Origin of the sequence: Halomonas binhaiensis, assembly GCF_008329985.2 — a bacterium.
GTDB lineage: Bacteria > Pseudomonadota > Gammaproteobacteria > Pseudomonadales > Halomonadaceae > Halomonas > Halomonas binhaiensis.
Genome location: NZ_CP038437.2, coordinates 1412927 through 1428070, shown reverse-complemented (window position 1 = coordinate 1428070; position 15144 = coordinate 1412927). Strand labels below are relative to the sequence as shown.

The following is a 15144-nucleotide window of genomic DNA, read 5'->3' as shown; positions in this document are numbered from 1 at the left end:
TCTTTGGTCAGATCGATTTTTGGTCAGATCAATCAATAGGTCACGGTGACGGTGACGACATCGGTATAAGTGCCTGGTGCTGGAGCATCCTGCCCAGGGACCTGGCCAAAGACGGTATATACCTGTTCAGTACCTGTGCCGGTGCCCGAAGCTGTATCAGTACCAATCGTGTCGCCCCACACATCGGTATGGCCAGCATCGGTATAGAGAGAATAAGAGACGGTCTCGGAGTCTGGGCCCGTCATCAAACGGGTCGCCACTGTTGCACCCGTACCCTGCCCTTCGTTCAGCCCGATATCGTAAGTCGTGCCGTTTGTGCACAGAACGGCAATGTCACTTGAGGCTTCGATCGCCGTATCAATCACACCAGCATTGCCAAAATCCAGATCTGCTGCAGAGTTGATCTGGCATTCGGCGTCAATGGTGATTTGAACATTGAACTGGGTGGTCGCCGTCTGGGCAGCGGAGTATCCCGCCCAAAGCATCAAGACGACCAGAAGGCCACTGCGCGCATGAAAACTACGAGCTTGAAAACTACGGGCTTGAAAACTACGTGAATAAAAACTACGTGCATAAAAACCACGCGCATAAAAACTACGAGCACGAGAATTGGTCCGCATACATATCCCCTTGATTCGGCGCTACCTGCCGGAAGGTAGCAGTCATGAGCGCATTACTACCGGCAATTCTTTTCAACTCATCACGAGCCAGCTGAAATAGCTAATGCGACAAATCATTGGAATGAGCAGGTCCCATAAAATGCACTCAACGCATTCATGCCATTGGCTTAGCGATCAGTGTAGCAAAGAGACGCACTAACACCATTGAGTTTACAAGAATAGGCAGTAAGCCAATCTCGTTTGGGGACTGAGTGGAGGAGGGATAACGTCAGTTGGCTGCCACATGACCAGGCTCATCATTGCCTGACCACATGGATTTGATAATTCTTATATTGATAATTAATTCAGGATGATGTGCTGGCAGCACAGTTGTCATGGCAATTTCTTGACCACGGTTTCAGATGGCGCCAGAGCACTTCCATCAGCCGATTGCGGCGCCATGTAGGGGATAGGTTGTTCCGTTGCCTTATCCATGAGAACGGAATGCTGTTCGTTGCGCGAAAACAGATGCTGCTCTCCCCATTGGCGCAGGGCAACCACCACAGGAAAGAGACTTTCTCCCTTGGCTGTCAGCACATACGCCTGATACGCCGTGCCATCCGATGCTGGCCGAGTCTCCAGGATATCGGCTTCAACCAGTCTACGCAGACGCTCGGACAGAATGTTGCGGGCTACCCCCAGACTGCGCTGGAAGTCACCGAAGCGACTCACACCGTCAAAAGCATCCCTCACGATCAACAGTGACCACCGGTCACCGATGACATCGGCAGAGCGTGCCACTGGGCAAGTTTCATCAGCCTTAGTTTTTCGGCGAGCCATGATGGTTACCTTCCATACGTTTCAGCGACTTATTCAGTTGCATTTTAAAACCACCGCCACTACTCTCCAACCAGTTTCAAATCAAAACCAGAGGAGGGTCATCATGAAGGCTTCCCCGGCAATCCCTATCTCGCGGTACGATGATTCAGAGCACATCGTGCACCACGCCATGCCGCGCAGCTTGGTGTTGCTGTTCGCCGCGGCCAGCGGTTCAAGTGTTGCCAACGTCTATTTCGCACAACCGCTGCTCGACGCATTGGCGCTGGACTTCTCTATCAGCCATGCCGCGGTCGGCGGTGTCATCACGGCTACCCAGGTTGGCTGTGCCTTGGCCCTGTTGTTCCTTGTCCCGCTAGGTGACCGGACGAATCGCCGCCGCCTTATGGCATGGCAACTACTGGCCTTGGCGGCGGCGCTATGCGTTGTCGCACTGGCACAATCCGTTCCTGTCCTGCTGGCAGGCATGTTGAGTGTTGGTCTGCTCGGTACAGCAATGACCCAGGGATTGATCGCTTACGCGGCCAGCGCAGCGGCACCTCATGAGAAAGGACGTGTAGTGGGTGCGGCACAAGGTGGTGTGTTTATTGGCTTGCTGCTGGCCCGGGTGTTCGCAGGCAGTGTCAGTGACCTGGCTGGCTGGCGTGGTGTCTATCTGTGTTCCGCTGCCTTGATGTTGGTACTTGCCCTGCCACTCTGGCGATGGCTACCAGCGCTGGGTTCTACGCCAGGCTCCATGAGTTATCCACGCTTGATAACCTCGATGCTGGGGTTACTGCGGGAAGAGAGGATGCTGCAGATCCGTGGTGTACTGGCACTGTTGATGTTCGCCGCCTTCAACATCTTCTGGAGCGCCCTGGTACTGCCACTTCGCCAGCCACCCTATGAGTTTTCCCATACTGCCATTGGAGCCTTTGGCCTAGCCGGTGTGGTGGGCGCGCTGGCCGCTGCCCGCGCTGGCAAATGGGCTGACCATGGCCTCGGACAACGCACCAGTTTCGCTGCGCTGGTGGTGGTGTTGCTGGCCTGGTGGCCACTGTCCTTGATGGAATGGTCGCTGTGGGCGCTGATCATTGGCATTGTGCTGCTCGACCTGGGTGGACAGGCGCTGCACGTCACCAACCAGAGCATGATCTTTCGGACCCGGCCGGAAGCACAAAGCCGTCTGGTCGCCCTTTACATGCTGTTCTATTCGATTGGCAGTGGCCTGGGAGCCATCAGCACCACCGCCACTTACGCCTACGCCGGCTGGCAAGGTGTGTGTATTCTGGGAGCATCCGTCAGCTTATTTGCACTGATATTCTGGGCCGTTACCCGGAAATATGCATTGAGTGAAGTTGCTCAGGCTTGATACAGCCACGACACCGCTTTTCCATCTTGCGAAATCATTGATCTTCCGCGGAGCGCTCTGCATCAAGGGAGTGAGCCCAATGACTCTCGCCCTTCAGGCCACAGGATAAGCTACATGATACCCTATGCGCCCTTTCGCTGAGGAAAGCGAAAGGATGCTGAAAGCAATGAATCCCAAAGGCATGCCGCCCAAGGGATTAAGAACAAAAACTCACGGAAGTGGTTTTTCATACCTTTGTCAGGAAGACACAAAAGTCTTAGCCAGTATCGTTCCTGCATGGACATACCGGTAAAGGCCAGAAACGAGGGCAAATAGACCCTCGAAAATCACTCCACCCTGAAGGCGTTGAGTGTTTGCCTTCTATTGAAGGGTGTTATAGACGCAGAGGAATGAATGAATTATGGCCGAAATCAGAATCGACTTAGAGGATGGGATGGAGCCCGTCAGGCTGACCCTTGATAATCGTGACTCCAAACGGTTCACCGAGTTTATGGCCAAGTGTCAGGGGTACAAGGTTCACCTCGAGGCCCTGGAGCAACAGAACGCTGAGCTGCAGGAAATGAACCAGCAGCTCAATGAGTTCTCTATCGAGTCACTTCACTTGATCCGGAATGTTCACCTGTCTCTGGCCTCCCTGGATATCTACCCTAAACTGATGTCTCTTGATTTTCGCTTTGGCGAGATTGGGCAGTGATACGCTTCATGATCAACCGAAAGAACCAACAAATACGATAAATGGGTTCACTTCGATGGTCGGGACCTACGCCATCCTCACCTCATCCAAACCGCCCTTCGGGGCGGTTTTCGGTTTCCTTCACACCGATCTCTGAGCGCTTCAGAACATCAGTATTCGAGGGTATCAGACCTCTCCGTCCTCCATATCCTGCCCGAAACGCAGTCGGTTGCCATCCGGATCCTTTAACTGCATTTCGCGCATTCCCCAAGGCTGGGTCACAGGCTCTTGTTCCAGCATTACCTTGTTGGCCTGAAACTCCTGGGCCAGGGCATCAACGGCTTCCACAATCAGGTAGACGAGCGCCCCGGCAGCGCTCTCGGGATGCTCGGTGAGGAACAAGGTAACCTCTCCTCTGCTGACGGACACGAACCATGGCATGCCGGGTTCAAACTGATGCTCCCAGTCCTTTTCGAAACCTAGCCTGCCGCAGTAGAAGTCACAGCTACGTGCTGCGTTCTCGACTTGAAGTACCGGAATGGTACTGAGCATATTTGGCGTCATGTTCACTCCCGGCCAGTATGGCGGTTTCGTCTCGCATTCAGCCTACAGGGTAGCTTCATTCATGAAACGGGGCAGGAACGTTGCCAGATCGGGGAAGACAATCAGCAGCAGTGCCATCAGCGCCATGATCAGAAACATGGGCGCCGCCGCCTTGGCAATGAAAGACAGACTGTGATTGGTCAGGCCTTTCATGACAAAAAGATTGAATCCCACAGGGGGAGTAATCTGGGCCATTTCGACCATGACCAGCACAAAGATGCCGAACCACAGCAGGTCAATGCCGGCATCATTCAGCATGGGTGTCACCACAGCCATCGTCAGCACCACGGCCGAGATACCATCCAGAAAGCACCCGAGCACGATATACACCAGCATCAATGCGATCAGCAGCATGAACGGTGAAAGCTCCAGAGAACCGACCCATTCGGCCAGACCCCGCGGCAATCCGGTATAGCCCATTGCCAATGTCAGAAAGGAAGCGCCAGCCAGGATCAAGGCAATCATGCAGGACGTCCTTGCCGCCCCGAGCAGACTTTCCACCAGCGAGGAAAAGGTCAGGCTGCGCTGGATCGCTGCAAGCAGCAAAGCCCCTACCACACCGAGCGCAGCAGCCTCCGTCGCCGTGGCAAGACCGGAATACATTGAGCCAATCACGGTAATGATCAGCAACGCCACGGGAATCAACAGCCTGGACTCATACAGGCGATGCTTCATCGTCATGCTGGGTTCTTCAGCGAGATCCTGCTTCTTCCATATTCCCCAGCCAACAACATAGGCCGTGAATAACGCGGCCAATATCAAACCAGGAACAATGCCGGCAATGAACAGCTTGGGGATGGACTGGTTGGTAATGACGCCATATACGATCATCGTCACCGAAGGCGGAATCATCAAGCCAAGGGTAGAAGCCCCCGCCAGGGTTCCCACACTCATGAATTCTGAATATCCACGCTTGCGAAGTTCCGGCATGGACATCTTTCCCACGGTGGTCAGCGTGGCAGCGGAAGAACCGGAAACCGCCGCGAACAAGGTGCAACCAATGACATTGGTATGCATCAGCCGTCCCGGCAACCAGCCAAGCCAGGGGCTCAAGCCACGAAACAGGCTTTCCGACAGTCGAGTGCGGTAGAGAATTTCACCCATCCATATGAACAGAGGCAGCGCGGTAAGCGTCCAGCTAGTGGATGACGTCCACAATGAGCTGTACATGGAAGCGCCTACAGGGCGCCCGGTAAAGAACGCAATGCTGATAATGGCCACGCCGACAAGGGACAAGGCGACCCAGACACCGGAGCCCAGCAGCAGGAAGAGGATAAGTAGAAGCGCAATGGCCAGTTCAGTGAAATCCATTACAGGCTCCTCACGACAGGATGAACTCCGTGACGGTTGGCACGTAAGGAACAAATCAGCGCGATCAGCGTACGGGCGAAATGATCCACTACCGAGATGGTGAAAGCCGTGGAGCCAAGCGCCAGCAGCGCCTGGGGTATCCATAGCGGCAGTGCATCCTGCCCTGACGAGATGTCACCAAACTTCCAGGACCAGTAAGCGGCATCGAAGGCATTCCAGGTGATGAAGCCCGCAATGCTGCCAGCCACCAGCAGACACCATAGCTCGCCAAAGGGGCGCCAGCGTCCAAGCCGTTCCACCACAAGACCAACACGGATGTGTCCGCCATCATGGAAGGTATAGGCGGCAGCAAGAAAGGTACTGGCCCCCATCAGATATCCGGCATAGTTCGTGGCACCAGGCAAGGACTGGCCACTCCAGCGCAGCACGATCTGAGCAACAATCACGACCAGCATGGCGAAAATGCAGAGAGCGGCAAGATACCCGAAAATTCGGTACAGCCTTTCCAGACACCTGGCCATTCGATGAGAAGATGTATTCATGGAAGCAACCCTATAACCATCAGCCAAGCGAAGCCCCATTCCAGGGAATGGGGACATGAACCGCACCATCACTGCATGGCACGATATTCCTCTACCAGTTGCTGGCCTTGTTCACCGGCTTTTTCCAGCCACTCTTCCTGCATCTCCTCGCCGATGCGCTTGAACTCGGCCTGCAGCACCTCGTTGGGCTGATGAATGGCAACGCCCTTGTCGCTCAGTTGCGTCTTGAGCTCATCGGTCAGCGCCCGAGCTCCCTCCTCGCCCCGCTGTTCAGCCTCTTCGGCAATGGCCAGGATCTGTTGCTGCGTGTCCTCATCAAGGGCATCCCACCGTTCCTTGTTGACGAAGACATGGCTGAGCACGAGCCAGGCCTTGGCATCGTAGAACTGCGGGAGGTAATCCCAAAGTTGATGGTTGTAGACAGGGTCTCCTGAAGAGATCAGTGACTGCACCATCCCGGTGGCGGCGGCCTGCGAGAGCTCTGCTTCTTCGATCAAGGTTGGCGTCATGCCCATCAGTTCGGCAAAGCGGGCGGTAGCGGTGTTGTAGGCACGAAACTTGAGGCCCTCGGCATCTTCGGGTGCCTGGATCTCACGATCGAAGAACAACCCTTGGGGGGGCCAGGGGATGTGGTAAAGCAGCTGCAGGTTCTGCTCGGCCATCAGCTCATCCAGTGCGGGTCTGGTGACTTCCCATAACTGGGCGGACTCCTCAAAGGAGTTGGCCAGGAAAGGGACCGAGTCGATGCCGAAGATCGGGTTCTCGTTCTGGTGGGCAGAGAGTACATGGACACCAATCTGTGCCTGGTCACGCTGTACTGCGCGCTTGATCTGATCGCCACTGAACAGCGATCCGCTCGGGTGAACACGGATTTCCAGCTCACCATCCGTGGCTTCTCGCACCTGATCGGCAAACCAGGTGACATTCTCGGTAATATAGTTGTCCGCAGGTTGTGGCGAAGGCAGGTCCCAGACTTCTCCATAGGCAGCACCGCAGACTGTCAGGGCCAGCAGGGCTGCAACCGATGCCTTGCCCAATGCATGCACACTGCCAGTGGCCATCTTTCTTTGGCTTGTCACGGAAGTGGACGATTGCTTGCTCTTGTCGTTGTTATCCATTGTCTTCCTCTGTGTCTCTATCAATGAAACTGCTGGATCAATAAGACTGCTGGCTATCCCAGGCCTCGCTTGTGTTGGTGGATAGACCACGCTTGATGATGCGCTGGCTGGGTGTCCGCTCGAATTCGTCCACAAGGACGAGATAGCGTGGACACTGATAGGCTGCCAAGCGCTCCTTCAACCACAGGTGGAGCTCCTGAAGTTCGATGACATGGCCACCTTTCGGCTTCACGAAGAGCTTGATGTCCTGCTCGCCGATGTCGGCTTCGACACCAATCATTGCGCACTCCTCGACACCAGGGTGCTGTTGGGTGACTGACTCCACTTCCCAGGCGGAAACGTTCTCACCTCGGCAACGTACGCTGTCAGTGATCCGTCCCAGGAAATGAAGAAAACCTTCCGCATCGATCCAGCCACGGTCACCGGTATGCAATCTGCCGTCCACCAGCGCCTTGTTGGTAGCTTCTGTATTGCGGAAGTAACCATCGAACAGCACGCCCGGCTGGGTTTCACGAACCACCACCTGTCCGGGCTGGCCTGCCGCCACCGGCTGCCCTTGTTCATCCTGAATGGCGATATCCAGCCAGGGAACGACACGCCCTACCGAGTCGGGTCTCCCTTCGTCATTGACCGTGGTCAGGCTGGAGGCTTCGGTCATCCCATAGCATTCGCGAATTTCAAAACCGAAACGCTCCTGCAAGGTCGACCAGATCGCGCTTGGACAACCGCCGCCCCAGGCAATGCGCACTTTGTGCGACGTTTCCAGATCACTGGGGGGTTGCTTCAGCAATATCTGCAGCACCCCGCCCAGATAATGGATGTGGGTCGCCCCACTGGCATTCACCTGCGTCCAGAAGCGACTGGCGCTGAAGCGCTCGGTCAGGCTGAGTTGCACATCGAAGAACAATGGCAACAACAGCATCTGAGCACCACCAATGTGATAGAAGGGCTCCCACTGGAAGAAGTTGTCACCAGGCTGGATGGAACTGAGCAGTTCGACACTCTTGAGGGCATAGGCCATCATCGCGTGTGTGACACGCACCCCCTTGGGCTTGCCAGTCGTGCCGGAGGTATACATCAAGGCATAGAGCTGCGACATGACAGGCGCCGGTGCATCCAGGCGTTTTCTGCTGTTCAGCAGTTCGGCCAATGAGCCATTCTCTCCCCCGAGGGACAGAACCCTGCCCGGCAACGTTGCCTGACTATCGACAACGACCGGCCACAAGTCGGCGTCAACGAAGAGTACCGAGGGATCACAGTGCTCGAGGATGTATTTCAATCCACTACCACGCTGACGGGCATTGACCGGTACCCAGACAATACCCGCCTTGGCCAGTGCAAACAGGACAGCGATAGCTTCCGAGCCGTTGTTCATCATGACTGCAGCACGCTCTCCAGGGGAAATCCCCAGATCCCGGCAAAGGTACGCAGCAAGTGCCTCCGCCTGCTGATCGAGCTGCCCGAACGTCAGCGGACGCTGATTGAAAGTCCCGAATACGCGATCCGGATCGCGCCTGGCGATATCACGCAGTGCATGGATGAAGCTGGGGTCGTTCAAGCTGAATATCATGGCAATCCGGTTGTCCTGTGCTCTTGAAATACCATTCTTGAAATACCGCTCTTGAAATATCGCTTTTGACACATCATCGCTGGCATATCGCCACTGGCGCTTCCTGCCTGCGCCAGTGGTCCGCCCTCTTTCTCAAGCGCTCCGACGCTTGAGAAACTGCTCCATCATGCGTGCCGGCTCACCCGAAGCGTATGCCTCACTCTGGATACGGACCCCCGCCTCGAGACAGTCACGAAAACCAGGCTCGGTGATCTCCTTGAAGCGCTGACGATCCAGACGCATGGCAACAGGAGGCTTGTCGGCAAGCTCCTCGCCCAGCGCCAAAGCTTCCGCCAGCACTTGCTCTTCCGCTACCAGGCGATTGATCAAACCCAGAGCATGGGATTCATCCGCATTCATCAGGCGGCCGCTCAGCGTCAGGTCAATGGTCCGCGCCAGCCCCAGGTGCTCGCGCATGATCCAGGGGCCAGTGGTACTGGCGATACCCGAGTTGATCTCCGGCTGCCCCATGCGCACGCCGGCATGGGCAATGCGGAAATCACACAGCAGTGCTACCTGGAATGCCGAGCCGGCAGCCACGCCATTGAGTGCCGCGATAATCGGCTTTGGACTGCTGCGTAGCGTGTCGTAGAGCGTCTCCCACTCCCCGACCCAGGTGACCGCGCGATCGGAATCAAAAGAGCGCGTCTCGTTCAGGTCCTGCCCTGCGCTGAAGGCCCTGTCACCAGCCCCTGTGAGCACAATGGCACCGAGCGACTCGTCATGAGAAAAGGTCTCCAGGGCAGCAATGAGCTGTTGGCGCATTTCGCTGTGCCACGCATTGAGCACCTCAGGACGATTGAGAGTGATGACGCCTACGCGACCTTGCTTGTTGCTGAGAATATGTTCCGACATGATTGTCTCTCGGTGGGTTGTCTTTGTTTATTAGAGCCAATGTGATTGCAATGCAATCATCTATGATCTACATTTAATCAATGTAGTTAAAATGCGAGTAATGTAAAGCCCGAAGGTTGCCCAGAGAAAGACTCTGCTTGTCGGCAGGATGAGAAAACAGGGAGTAATACCTTGAATAGAAAAGAGAAAAACAAGGGTGAGGAGCAAAACGAAAAAGTGGATCGCTTGCTGGTCAAGAGCGTCGTCAAGGCATTCCGCATTCTTGAGGTCTTCGACGCCGAGCATCCGGCAATGAGCGTCAAGCAGTTGGCTGAACGTTGCGACATGGACCGTAGCGCAGCCCAACGTTTCATCCATACCTTGATGCAACTGGGTTATCTGCAGCGCAATGAAGAGACACAACTGATCGAGCCCAGCGTGCGTACGCTGGACATTGCCGCGCACTATCTGCATGCGCACCCTCTGGTCGACAAGGTGCGCCCCTACCTATTGAACCTGAGCAAGGAAACGGAAGGATCTGTCAGCCTGACGATTCTCGATGGCCAGGATGTTATCTATCTTTCCCGCCTGGTGAGCCGAAACATGCTGGATACAGATATCACCATCGGCTCAAGGTTGCCGGCCTTCTGTACTGCACCGGGGTTGGCCATGTTGTCGCAACTGCAAGAACAGGAAGCCATGGCCGTTCTGGAGCACAGCGAACGCAAGCCTTACACACCCAATACCGTGCATGAGCTGCCGGCTATCCTGGAACGCCTAACCCAGTTCAAGCATCAGGGCTATGCGCTATCGATAGAAGAGTATTTCCTCTCCGATATCTCGATTGCCGTACCCGTGCTGGATAGACATAACCGTCCCCAGGCAGCGATTAGTGTCTCGATGTCTCGAGCGAGCAGCATGCCTGAAGAAATGGAGCGAAACCTGTCGCACCTGCTGATTGCAACGGCACGACAGCTGTCGAGGTTGTGATCAGGCGACATTGTGATCAAGCTACGCCGCACACCCCGAAGCCCCCTTCCCAGGACGAAAAAAGGGATCAAGTAAAAACTTGATCCCTTTGTCCTTGTCACCTTCCCGCCACCAGTACGAACCAGGGCCTATCTGGCGAGAGCCACCGCTTCCTGGTCCAGCGTGACCTTCAGCTCATAGTTGTTTGGGCCACTATGCGAAGAGCCGAACTTCTGTCCGGTTGCGTTGATCGTGTACCGTCCTTGAGGCAGTTGGGTATGAATATCCACGTTCCCATTGCCTGCCTTGCCTGCACCATTGGCAACGACACGACCGGACTCATCGACAACTTCCAATGTCAGACGGTAGGTATCTTCATCTCCACCCGGATACGTGGAAGTGGTGATCGCCACCTGGCTTTGCTCTGCCACTTCGAAGGTCAAGACTTCACCACGGGCGCGAATCTTCACATCAGTGGCAATGCTCTGAACCTGCTGTGATACCTCGCTGTTCGCTGAAGAGGCAGCGGTGGCATTGCCTTCATCCGTTGCTGTAGCAGCGCCTGCAGAAGAAGCTGCCGCTGCGGAACCCGCGCCCAGCGTTGCCACCGCGCCGCCACGCACGAAAGCGTTGGCATTACCTTCCCGATCGCGGCCTACGAACTGCAGGCCTTCGCCATCACTGACGGCGCCATCCACTTCGTTACCCTGAGCATCCAGGCCAGCCACAGACACGGAATAACCATCACCTGGTTTGCCTCGGGTACCAAAACGATTGGCCTGAACCTGCAGCACGTAATCCCCCGGCTCCAGGCGCTGCTCAAGCTTCAGACCACCTGCATTGCCATTTCCTTCGCCTCTGGCGATGACCTGGCCCTGGGCATCCATCAGCATGGCTTCGATACGGTAGCCATCCGCGAACCCCGGAGCGGCCTCGCTCTCGAAACGATAGACTCCTGCCTCCTTGACGGTGAAGTCGTGAGCGTGGGCGGATCCGAAGGTAAAGCTGCGACTCTGGGCATCGTTCTTGCCCTGCAGGTATCCCGACAGATCGAGAGCTTGCCCCTGATCGCGAAATCTCTGTTGCGCAGCACTATCAGCCATGGCCGTCGTGTTGAAACACGTGGCAAGCGCCAGCAGTGCGACAGGAATAGTGACCTTGTTCATGAAGCCTCGTCATATTGGGGTGAAGTAAACACGCAATGCATTAGCCATGCTGTGAAAAGTCCATCGTTACCAAGGGACTAGATACCAAGGGCATAGATACCAGAGTCATGGCTGCCAAGGATCATAGGAACCAAAGTTCCATAGGTGTCCTTCCGGGTCCCGGCACGCGTAGAGTCGCCCTCCATACCCCTGGTCTTCCGGTTCCATCATGATCTCTGCGCCCGCATCAACGGCTCTACGATAGTGTGCATCGACATCATCAACAACAATATAGGGGCTTTGAGTCCCCACACCACCAACGGCACCTGGCGTCTTTTGCAGCTTATCGAATGGGCCGTCACGCACTGGGCCGAGCATGATCATGTCGCCGTTCAGCGTTAGCTGCGCATGTTCCACCCGCCCTTCATCACCGGTGACTACCAGATGCCGCTCAAAGCCAAATGCCTTGCACAGCCATTCGATTGCCGAGGCAGGATCCTGATACCTCAGGGTTGGAATGATCCTGGATGACATGTCATTCACCTCCAGCCGATCAAGCAGTTGCGGTTCGTCGCCATGGCCCCTTTGTCGCACGAGCAGCCATGGCCTTTCATCTATATCTCTAGCATGAATAGTGTATGCCTATGCCACAGAAGTCTCTTCACTCGCGCAATAGCGATATATGGCAAGGGCAGCTCGCATGCTGCCGGGATAAGGGGCGGATCTCCGTGCCGCGACCAAAGCGATCCATATAGGTCGCGAGCCTGGGAGGTTCCTGCTGGTCCGGCAAGGCATCTTGTTACAGGGCATATAAAACGGCTTTTATCTTCTATGGCTTTTTTAGCTTCTTTGACTCTTCTTTTCAGCTATCAATTTTTCATAAATAACGCTTGTTAACTCTGTGCCGAAAGAGGATAAAAATCAATAAAAGCGCACTTTAAAAGCATAAATACAACATAAAAAATACTCATAACACACTGTTTTTCATAAACCTTTGCGAAACAAAAACGCTATTAACTTATTCCTATCCGAGTAATAGAGGAAATATATTAATAAGTGTTTCATGAAATACATATAGTGAAAATTCCAATTAAATTAATCAGGATTTTTCAGGAGCAAGATTATGCAAGGGAAGACAACATCTCTGATGATGGCCATTGCGCTAGCATCCAGTACGGCTGCGACCGCGACGCCCATCGGGCACTCAGGCCACGGGCACTCCAGCCCCTCTGAGTCGCCCATGTCCAGCCCTTACTGGTGGCCAGAGACACTGGACTTGCGCCCACTGCGCCAGCACGCTGCAGAAAACAACCCGATGGCTCCGGATTTCAACTATGCCGAAGCCTTCAAGTCGCTCGATCTGGAAGCTGTAAAGGCTGACCTGCGCGAACTGATGCATGACTCCCAGGACTGGTGGCCCGCCGATTATGATCACTACGGTCCCTTGTTCATCCGCATGGCTTGGCACGCTGCCGGGACTTATCGCATCTTTGACGGCCGTGGCGGTGCCCGTGGTGGCCAGCAGCGCTTCGATCCGCTCAACAGCTGGCCGGACAACGCCAGCCTCGACAAGGCCCGCCGCTTGCTATGGCCGATCAAGCAGAAATACGGCAATAACATTTCCTGGGCCGACCTGATGGTGCTGGCCGGAACCACAGCATTGGAAGATATGGGCTTCAAGACCTTCGGCTTTGCCGGTGGCCGTGTAGATGATTGGGAAAGCGACATCACCTACTGGGGCAGCGAAAACAAATGGCTTACCGATGACGACCGCTTCAGCAAGGAAGGCGAAGTGAAACCGCCCCTTGCTGCCGCCGAAATGGGCCTGATCTATGTGAACCCGGAAGGCCCTCACGGCAACCCGGATCCACAACTGGCCGCCGATCACATTCGTGTCAGCTTCGGCCAGATGGCCATGAATGACGAAGAAGTGGTTGCCCTGATTGCCGGAGGCCATACCTTCGGCAAAGCCCATGGCGCGCACAAGACCTCAGAATGCGTGGGAGCTGAACCCGCCGCAGCCCCGATTGAACAGCAAGGCCTGGGCTGGAAGAACACTTGTGGCAAGGGCCACTCCGAGGACACCATCACCAGTGGCCTGGAAGGCGCCTGGTCAGTAAACCCGACAGCCTGGACCCAACAATTCCTCGACAACCTGTTTGGCTACGAATGGGAGCAGACCCGCAGCCCCAATGGCGCCGTTCAGTGGAAGCCGGTCGACGACAAGGCTGCCAACCTGGTGCCCGATGCGCATGACCCGAGCAAGCGCCACGCGCCGATGATGTTCACGACCGACTTGGCACTGAAGGTGGACCCGGAGTACCGCAAGATTGCCGAACGCTTCCACAAAAACCCGGAAGCGTTTGCCGATGCCTTCGCTCGTGCCTGGTTCAAGCTGACCCACCGCGACATGGGCCCGATCAGCCGCTACCTGGGTCCGGATGTACCCGACGAAGACCTGATCTGGCAGGACCCAATTCCGAAGGTGGACTACGAGTTGGCATCCGAAAGTGATATCGACGGCTTGAAGGACGAGATCATCGATTCCGGGCTTGGCGTTCCGGAACTGGTACGCACCGCCTGGGCATCCGCTTCCACTTTCCGCGGGTCGGACCTGCGTGGCGGTGCCAATGGTGCCCGCATTGCACTGGCGCCGCAGAAAGACTGGCCGGTGAACAACCCGGATGAACTGGCCAAGGTACTGGGTGAGCTGGAAGAGATCCGTGAAGACTTCAATGACAACGGCGACAAGCAGATCTCCCTGGCTGACATGATCGTGCTGGGCGGTGCCACTGCCATCGAGAAGGCTGCTGCCGATGCCGGTTACGACATCGAAGTGCCCTTCACACCAGGGCGTGGCGACACGACCCAGGAACTCACCGATGTCGCGTCCTTTGCCGTGCTGGAACCCAAGGCAGACGGCTTCCGCAACTACTTCACTATAGAAAGCTTCTGGAACCCCACGGCTGCACTGGTCGACAAGGCTGACCTGTTGACCCTAACCGTACCGGAAATGACCGTGCTGGTTGGCGGCATGCGTGTCCTCGACGCCAATGCCGACGGCAGCGAAGCCGGAGTCTTCACCGACCAGCCGGGCACCCTGAGCAACGACTTCTTCGTCAACCTGCTGGACATGTCCACCCAGTGGCAACCCGTCGAAGAAGAAGGCCTGTACCAAGGGCTCGACCGCAAGAGCGGTGAGGTCAAGTGGACCGCAACCCCGGTAGACCTGATCTTTGGTTCCAACGCCGAGCTGCGAGCTGTCTCCGAGTTCTATGCCTCCGACGGCAACGACGAGAAATTCGTCAACGACTTCGTTGCCGCCTGGACCAAGGTCATGAACCTCGACCGCCCATAATACGGCTACCCTCACTGAAAAAGGCGGCGTCCGGTGACGCCGCCTTCTTGATGCCTATCATCTGCCTTCTTGCGCTTCGTCAAACAAAACCTGCCACTCTAGGTCCTCACGCTGAGACACAAAGGATAGGCGACCCAGGCACTCCCCGTTTCCACCTCTTCAGTTCCACATCCGACCACTCAGCCGTCCCCCTTC

14 protein-coding genes are annotated in these 15144 nt (G+C 55.8%); 4 read left to right on the top strand and 10 right to left on the bottom strand.

The features are described 5' to 3' along the window. Window positions 1-32: 32 nt before the first annotated feature. A complete protein-coding gene (locus E4T21_RS06200) occupies window positions 33-620 on the bottom strand; it encodes a Csu type fimbrial protein (RefSeq protein WP_205423464.1) in 588 nt (195 codons plus the stop codon). Window positions 621-992: 372 nt separating this feature from the next. Beyond that, window positions 993-1439, bottom strand: a complete 447-nt coding sequence (locus E4T21_RS06195) for a winged helix-turn-helix transcriptional regulator (protein ID WP_149284182.1) — start codon at window positions 1437-1439, stop codon at window positions 993-995. Window positions 1440-1542: 103 nt separating this feature from the next. Between E4T21_RS06195 and E4T21_RS06190 the strand changes: the two genes are divergently transcribed. Further along, window positions 1543-2787, top strand: a complete 1245-nt coding sequence (locus E4T21_RS06190; protein ID WP_149284181.1) for an MFS transporter — start codon at window positions 1543-1545, stop codon at window positions 2785-2787. A gap of 400 nt (window positions 2788-3187) precedes the next feature. Continuing rightward, window positions 3188-3481: a hypothetical protein gene (locus E4T21_RS06185; RefSeq protein WP_149284180.1), complete on the top strand. Its 294-nt coding sequence runs from the start codon at window positions 3188-3190 to the stop codon at window positions 3479-3481. A gap of 165 nt (window positions 3482-3646) precedes the next feature. On the opposite strand, the gene E4T21_RS06180 is transcribed toward E4T21_RS06185, so the two are convergent. The 6 genes from E4T21_RS06180 to E4T21_RS06155 all read right to left on the bottom strand — a co-directional run bounded on the left by E4T21_RS06180 (window position 3647) and on the right by E4T21_RS06155 (window position 9498). Next, window positions 3647-4024 carry a bleomycin resistance protein gene (locus tag E4T21_RS06180; protein WP_205423463.1) on the bottom strand — a complete coding sequence of 126 codons (378 nt, stop codon included), beginning with the start codon at window positions 4022-4024 and terminating at the stop codon, window positions 3647-3649. Window positions 4025-4066: 42 nt separating this feature from the next. Next, window positions 4067-5374, bottom strand: a complete 1308-nt coding sequence (locus E4T21_RS06175) for a TRAP transporter large permease (protein WP_149284179.1) — start codon at window positions 5372-5374, stop codon at window positions 4067-4069. Beyond that, window positions 5374-5916, bottom strand: coding sequence for a TRAP transporter small permease (locus E4T21_RS06170; protein WP_187775122.1), 543 nt, complete (start codon window positions 5914-5916; stop codon window positions 5374-5376). Before E4T21_RS06170 ends, E4T21_RS06175 begins: the two co-directional genes overlap by 1 nt. A gap of 68 nt (window positions 5917-5984) precedes the next feature. Continuing rightward, on the bottom strand, window positions 5985-7034 hold the full coding sequence (locus E4T21_RS06165; protein WP_149284177.1) for a TRAP transporter substrate-binding protein: 1050 nt from the start codon (window positions 7032-7034) through the stop codon (window positions 5985-5987). A gap of 37 nt (window positions 7035-7071) precedes the next feature. After that, window positions 7072-8604, bottom strand: coding sequence for a class I adenylate-forming enzyme family protein (locus E4T21_RS06160; RefSeq protein ID WP_149284176.1), 1533 nt, complete (start codon window positions 8602-8604; stop codon window positions 7072-7074). Between the two features lie 132 nt (window positions 8605-8736). Continuing rightward, window positions 8737-9498, bottom strand: a complete 762-nt coding sequence (locus E4T21_RS06155; protein ID WP_149284175.1) for an enoyl-CoA hydratase/isomerase family protein — start codon at window positions 9496-9498, stop codon at window positions 8737-8739. A gap of 216 nt (window positions 9499-9714) precedes the next feature. Between E4T21_RS06155 and E4T21_RS06150 the strand changes: the two genes are divergently transcribed. After that, entirely contained in the window at window positions 9715-10467 is a 753-nt protein-coding gene (locus tag E4T21_RS06150; RefSeq protein ID WP_187775121.1) for an IclR family transcriptional regulator, read from the top strand. A gap of 128 nt (window positions 10468-10595) precedes the next feature. Here the strand turns inward: E4T21_RS06150 and E4T21_RS06145 are convergent, their stop codons facing one another. Continuing rightward, a complete protein-coding gene (locus E4T21_RS06145; protein WP_149284173.1) occupies window positions 10596-11612 on the bottom strand; it encodes a hypothetical protein in 1017 nt (338 codons plus the stop codon). A gap of 105 nt (window positions 11613-11717) precedes the next feature. Next, the gene (locus E4T21_RS06140) at window positions 11718-12125 is read right to left on the bottom strand and encodes a VOC family protein (protein ID WP_149284172.1); all 408 of its coding nucleotides are present in this window, start codon (window positions 12123-12125) and stop codon (window positions 11718-11720) included. A gap of 589 nt (window positions 12126-12714) precedes the next feature. Between E4T21_RS06140 and katG the strand changes: the two genes are divergently transcribed. Further along, the gene (katG, locus tag E4T21_RS06135; RefSeq protein ID WP_149284171.1) at window positions 12715-14949 is read left to right on the top strand and encodes a catalase/peroxidase HPI; all 2235 of its coding nucleotides are present in this window, start codon (window positions 12715-12717) and stop codon (window positions 14947-14949) included. The last annotated feature ends 195 nt before the right edge of the window (window positions 14950-15144 follow it).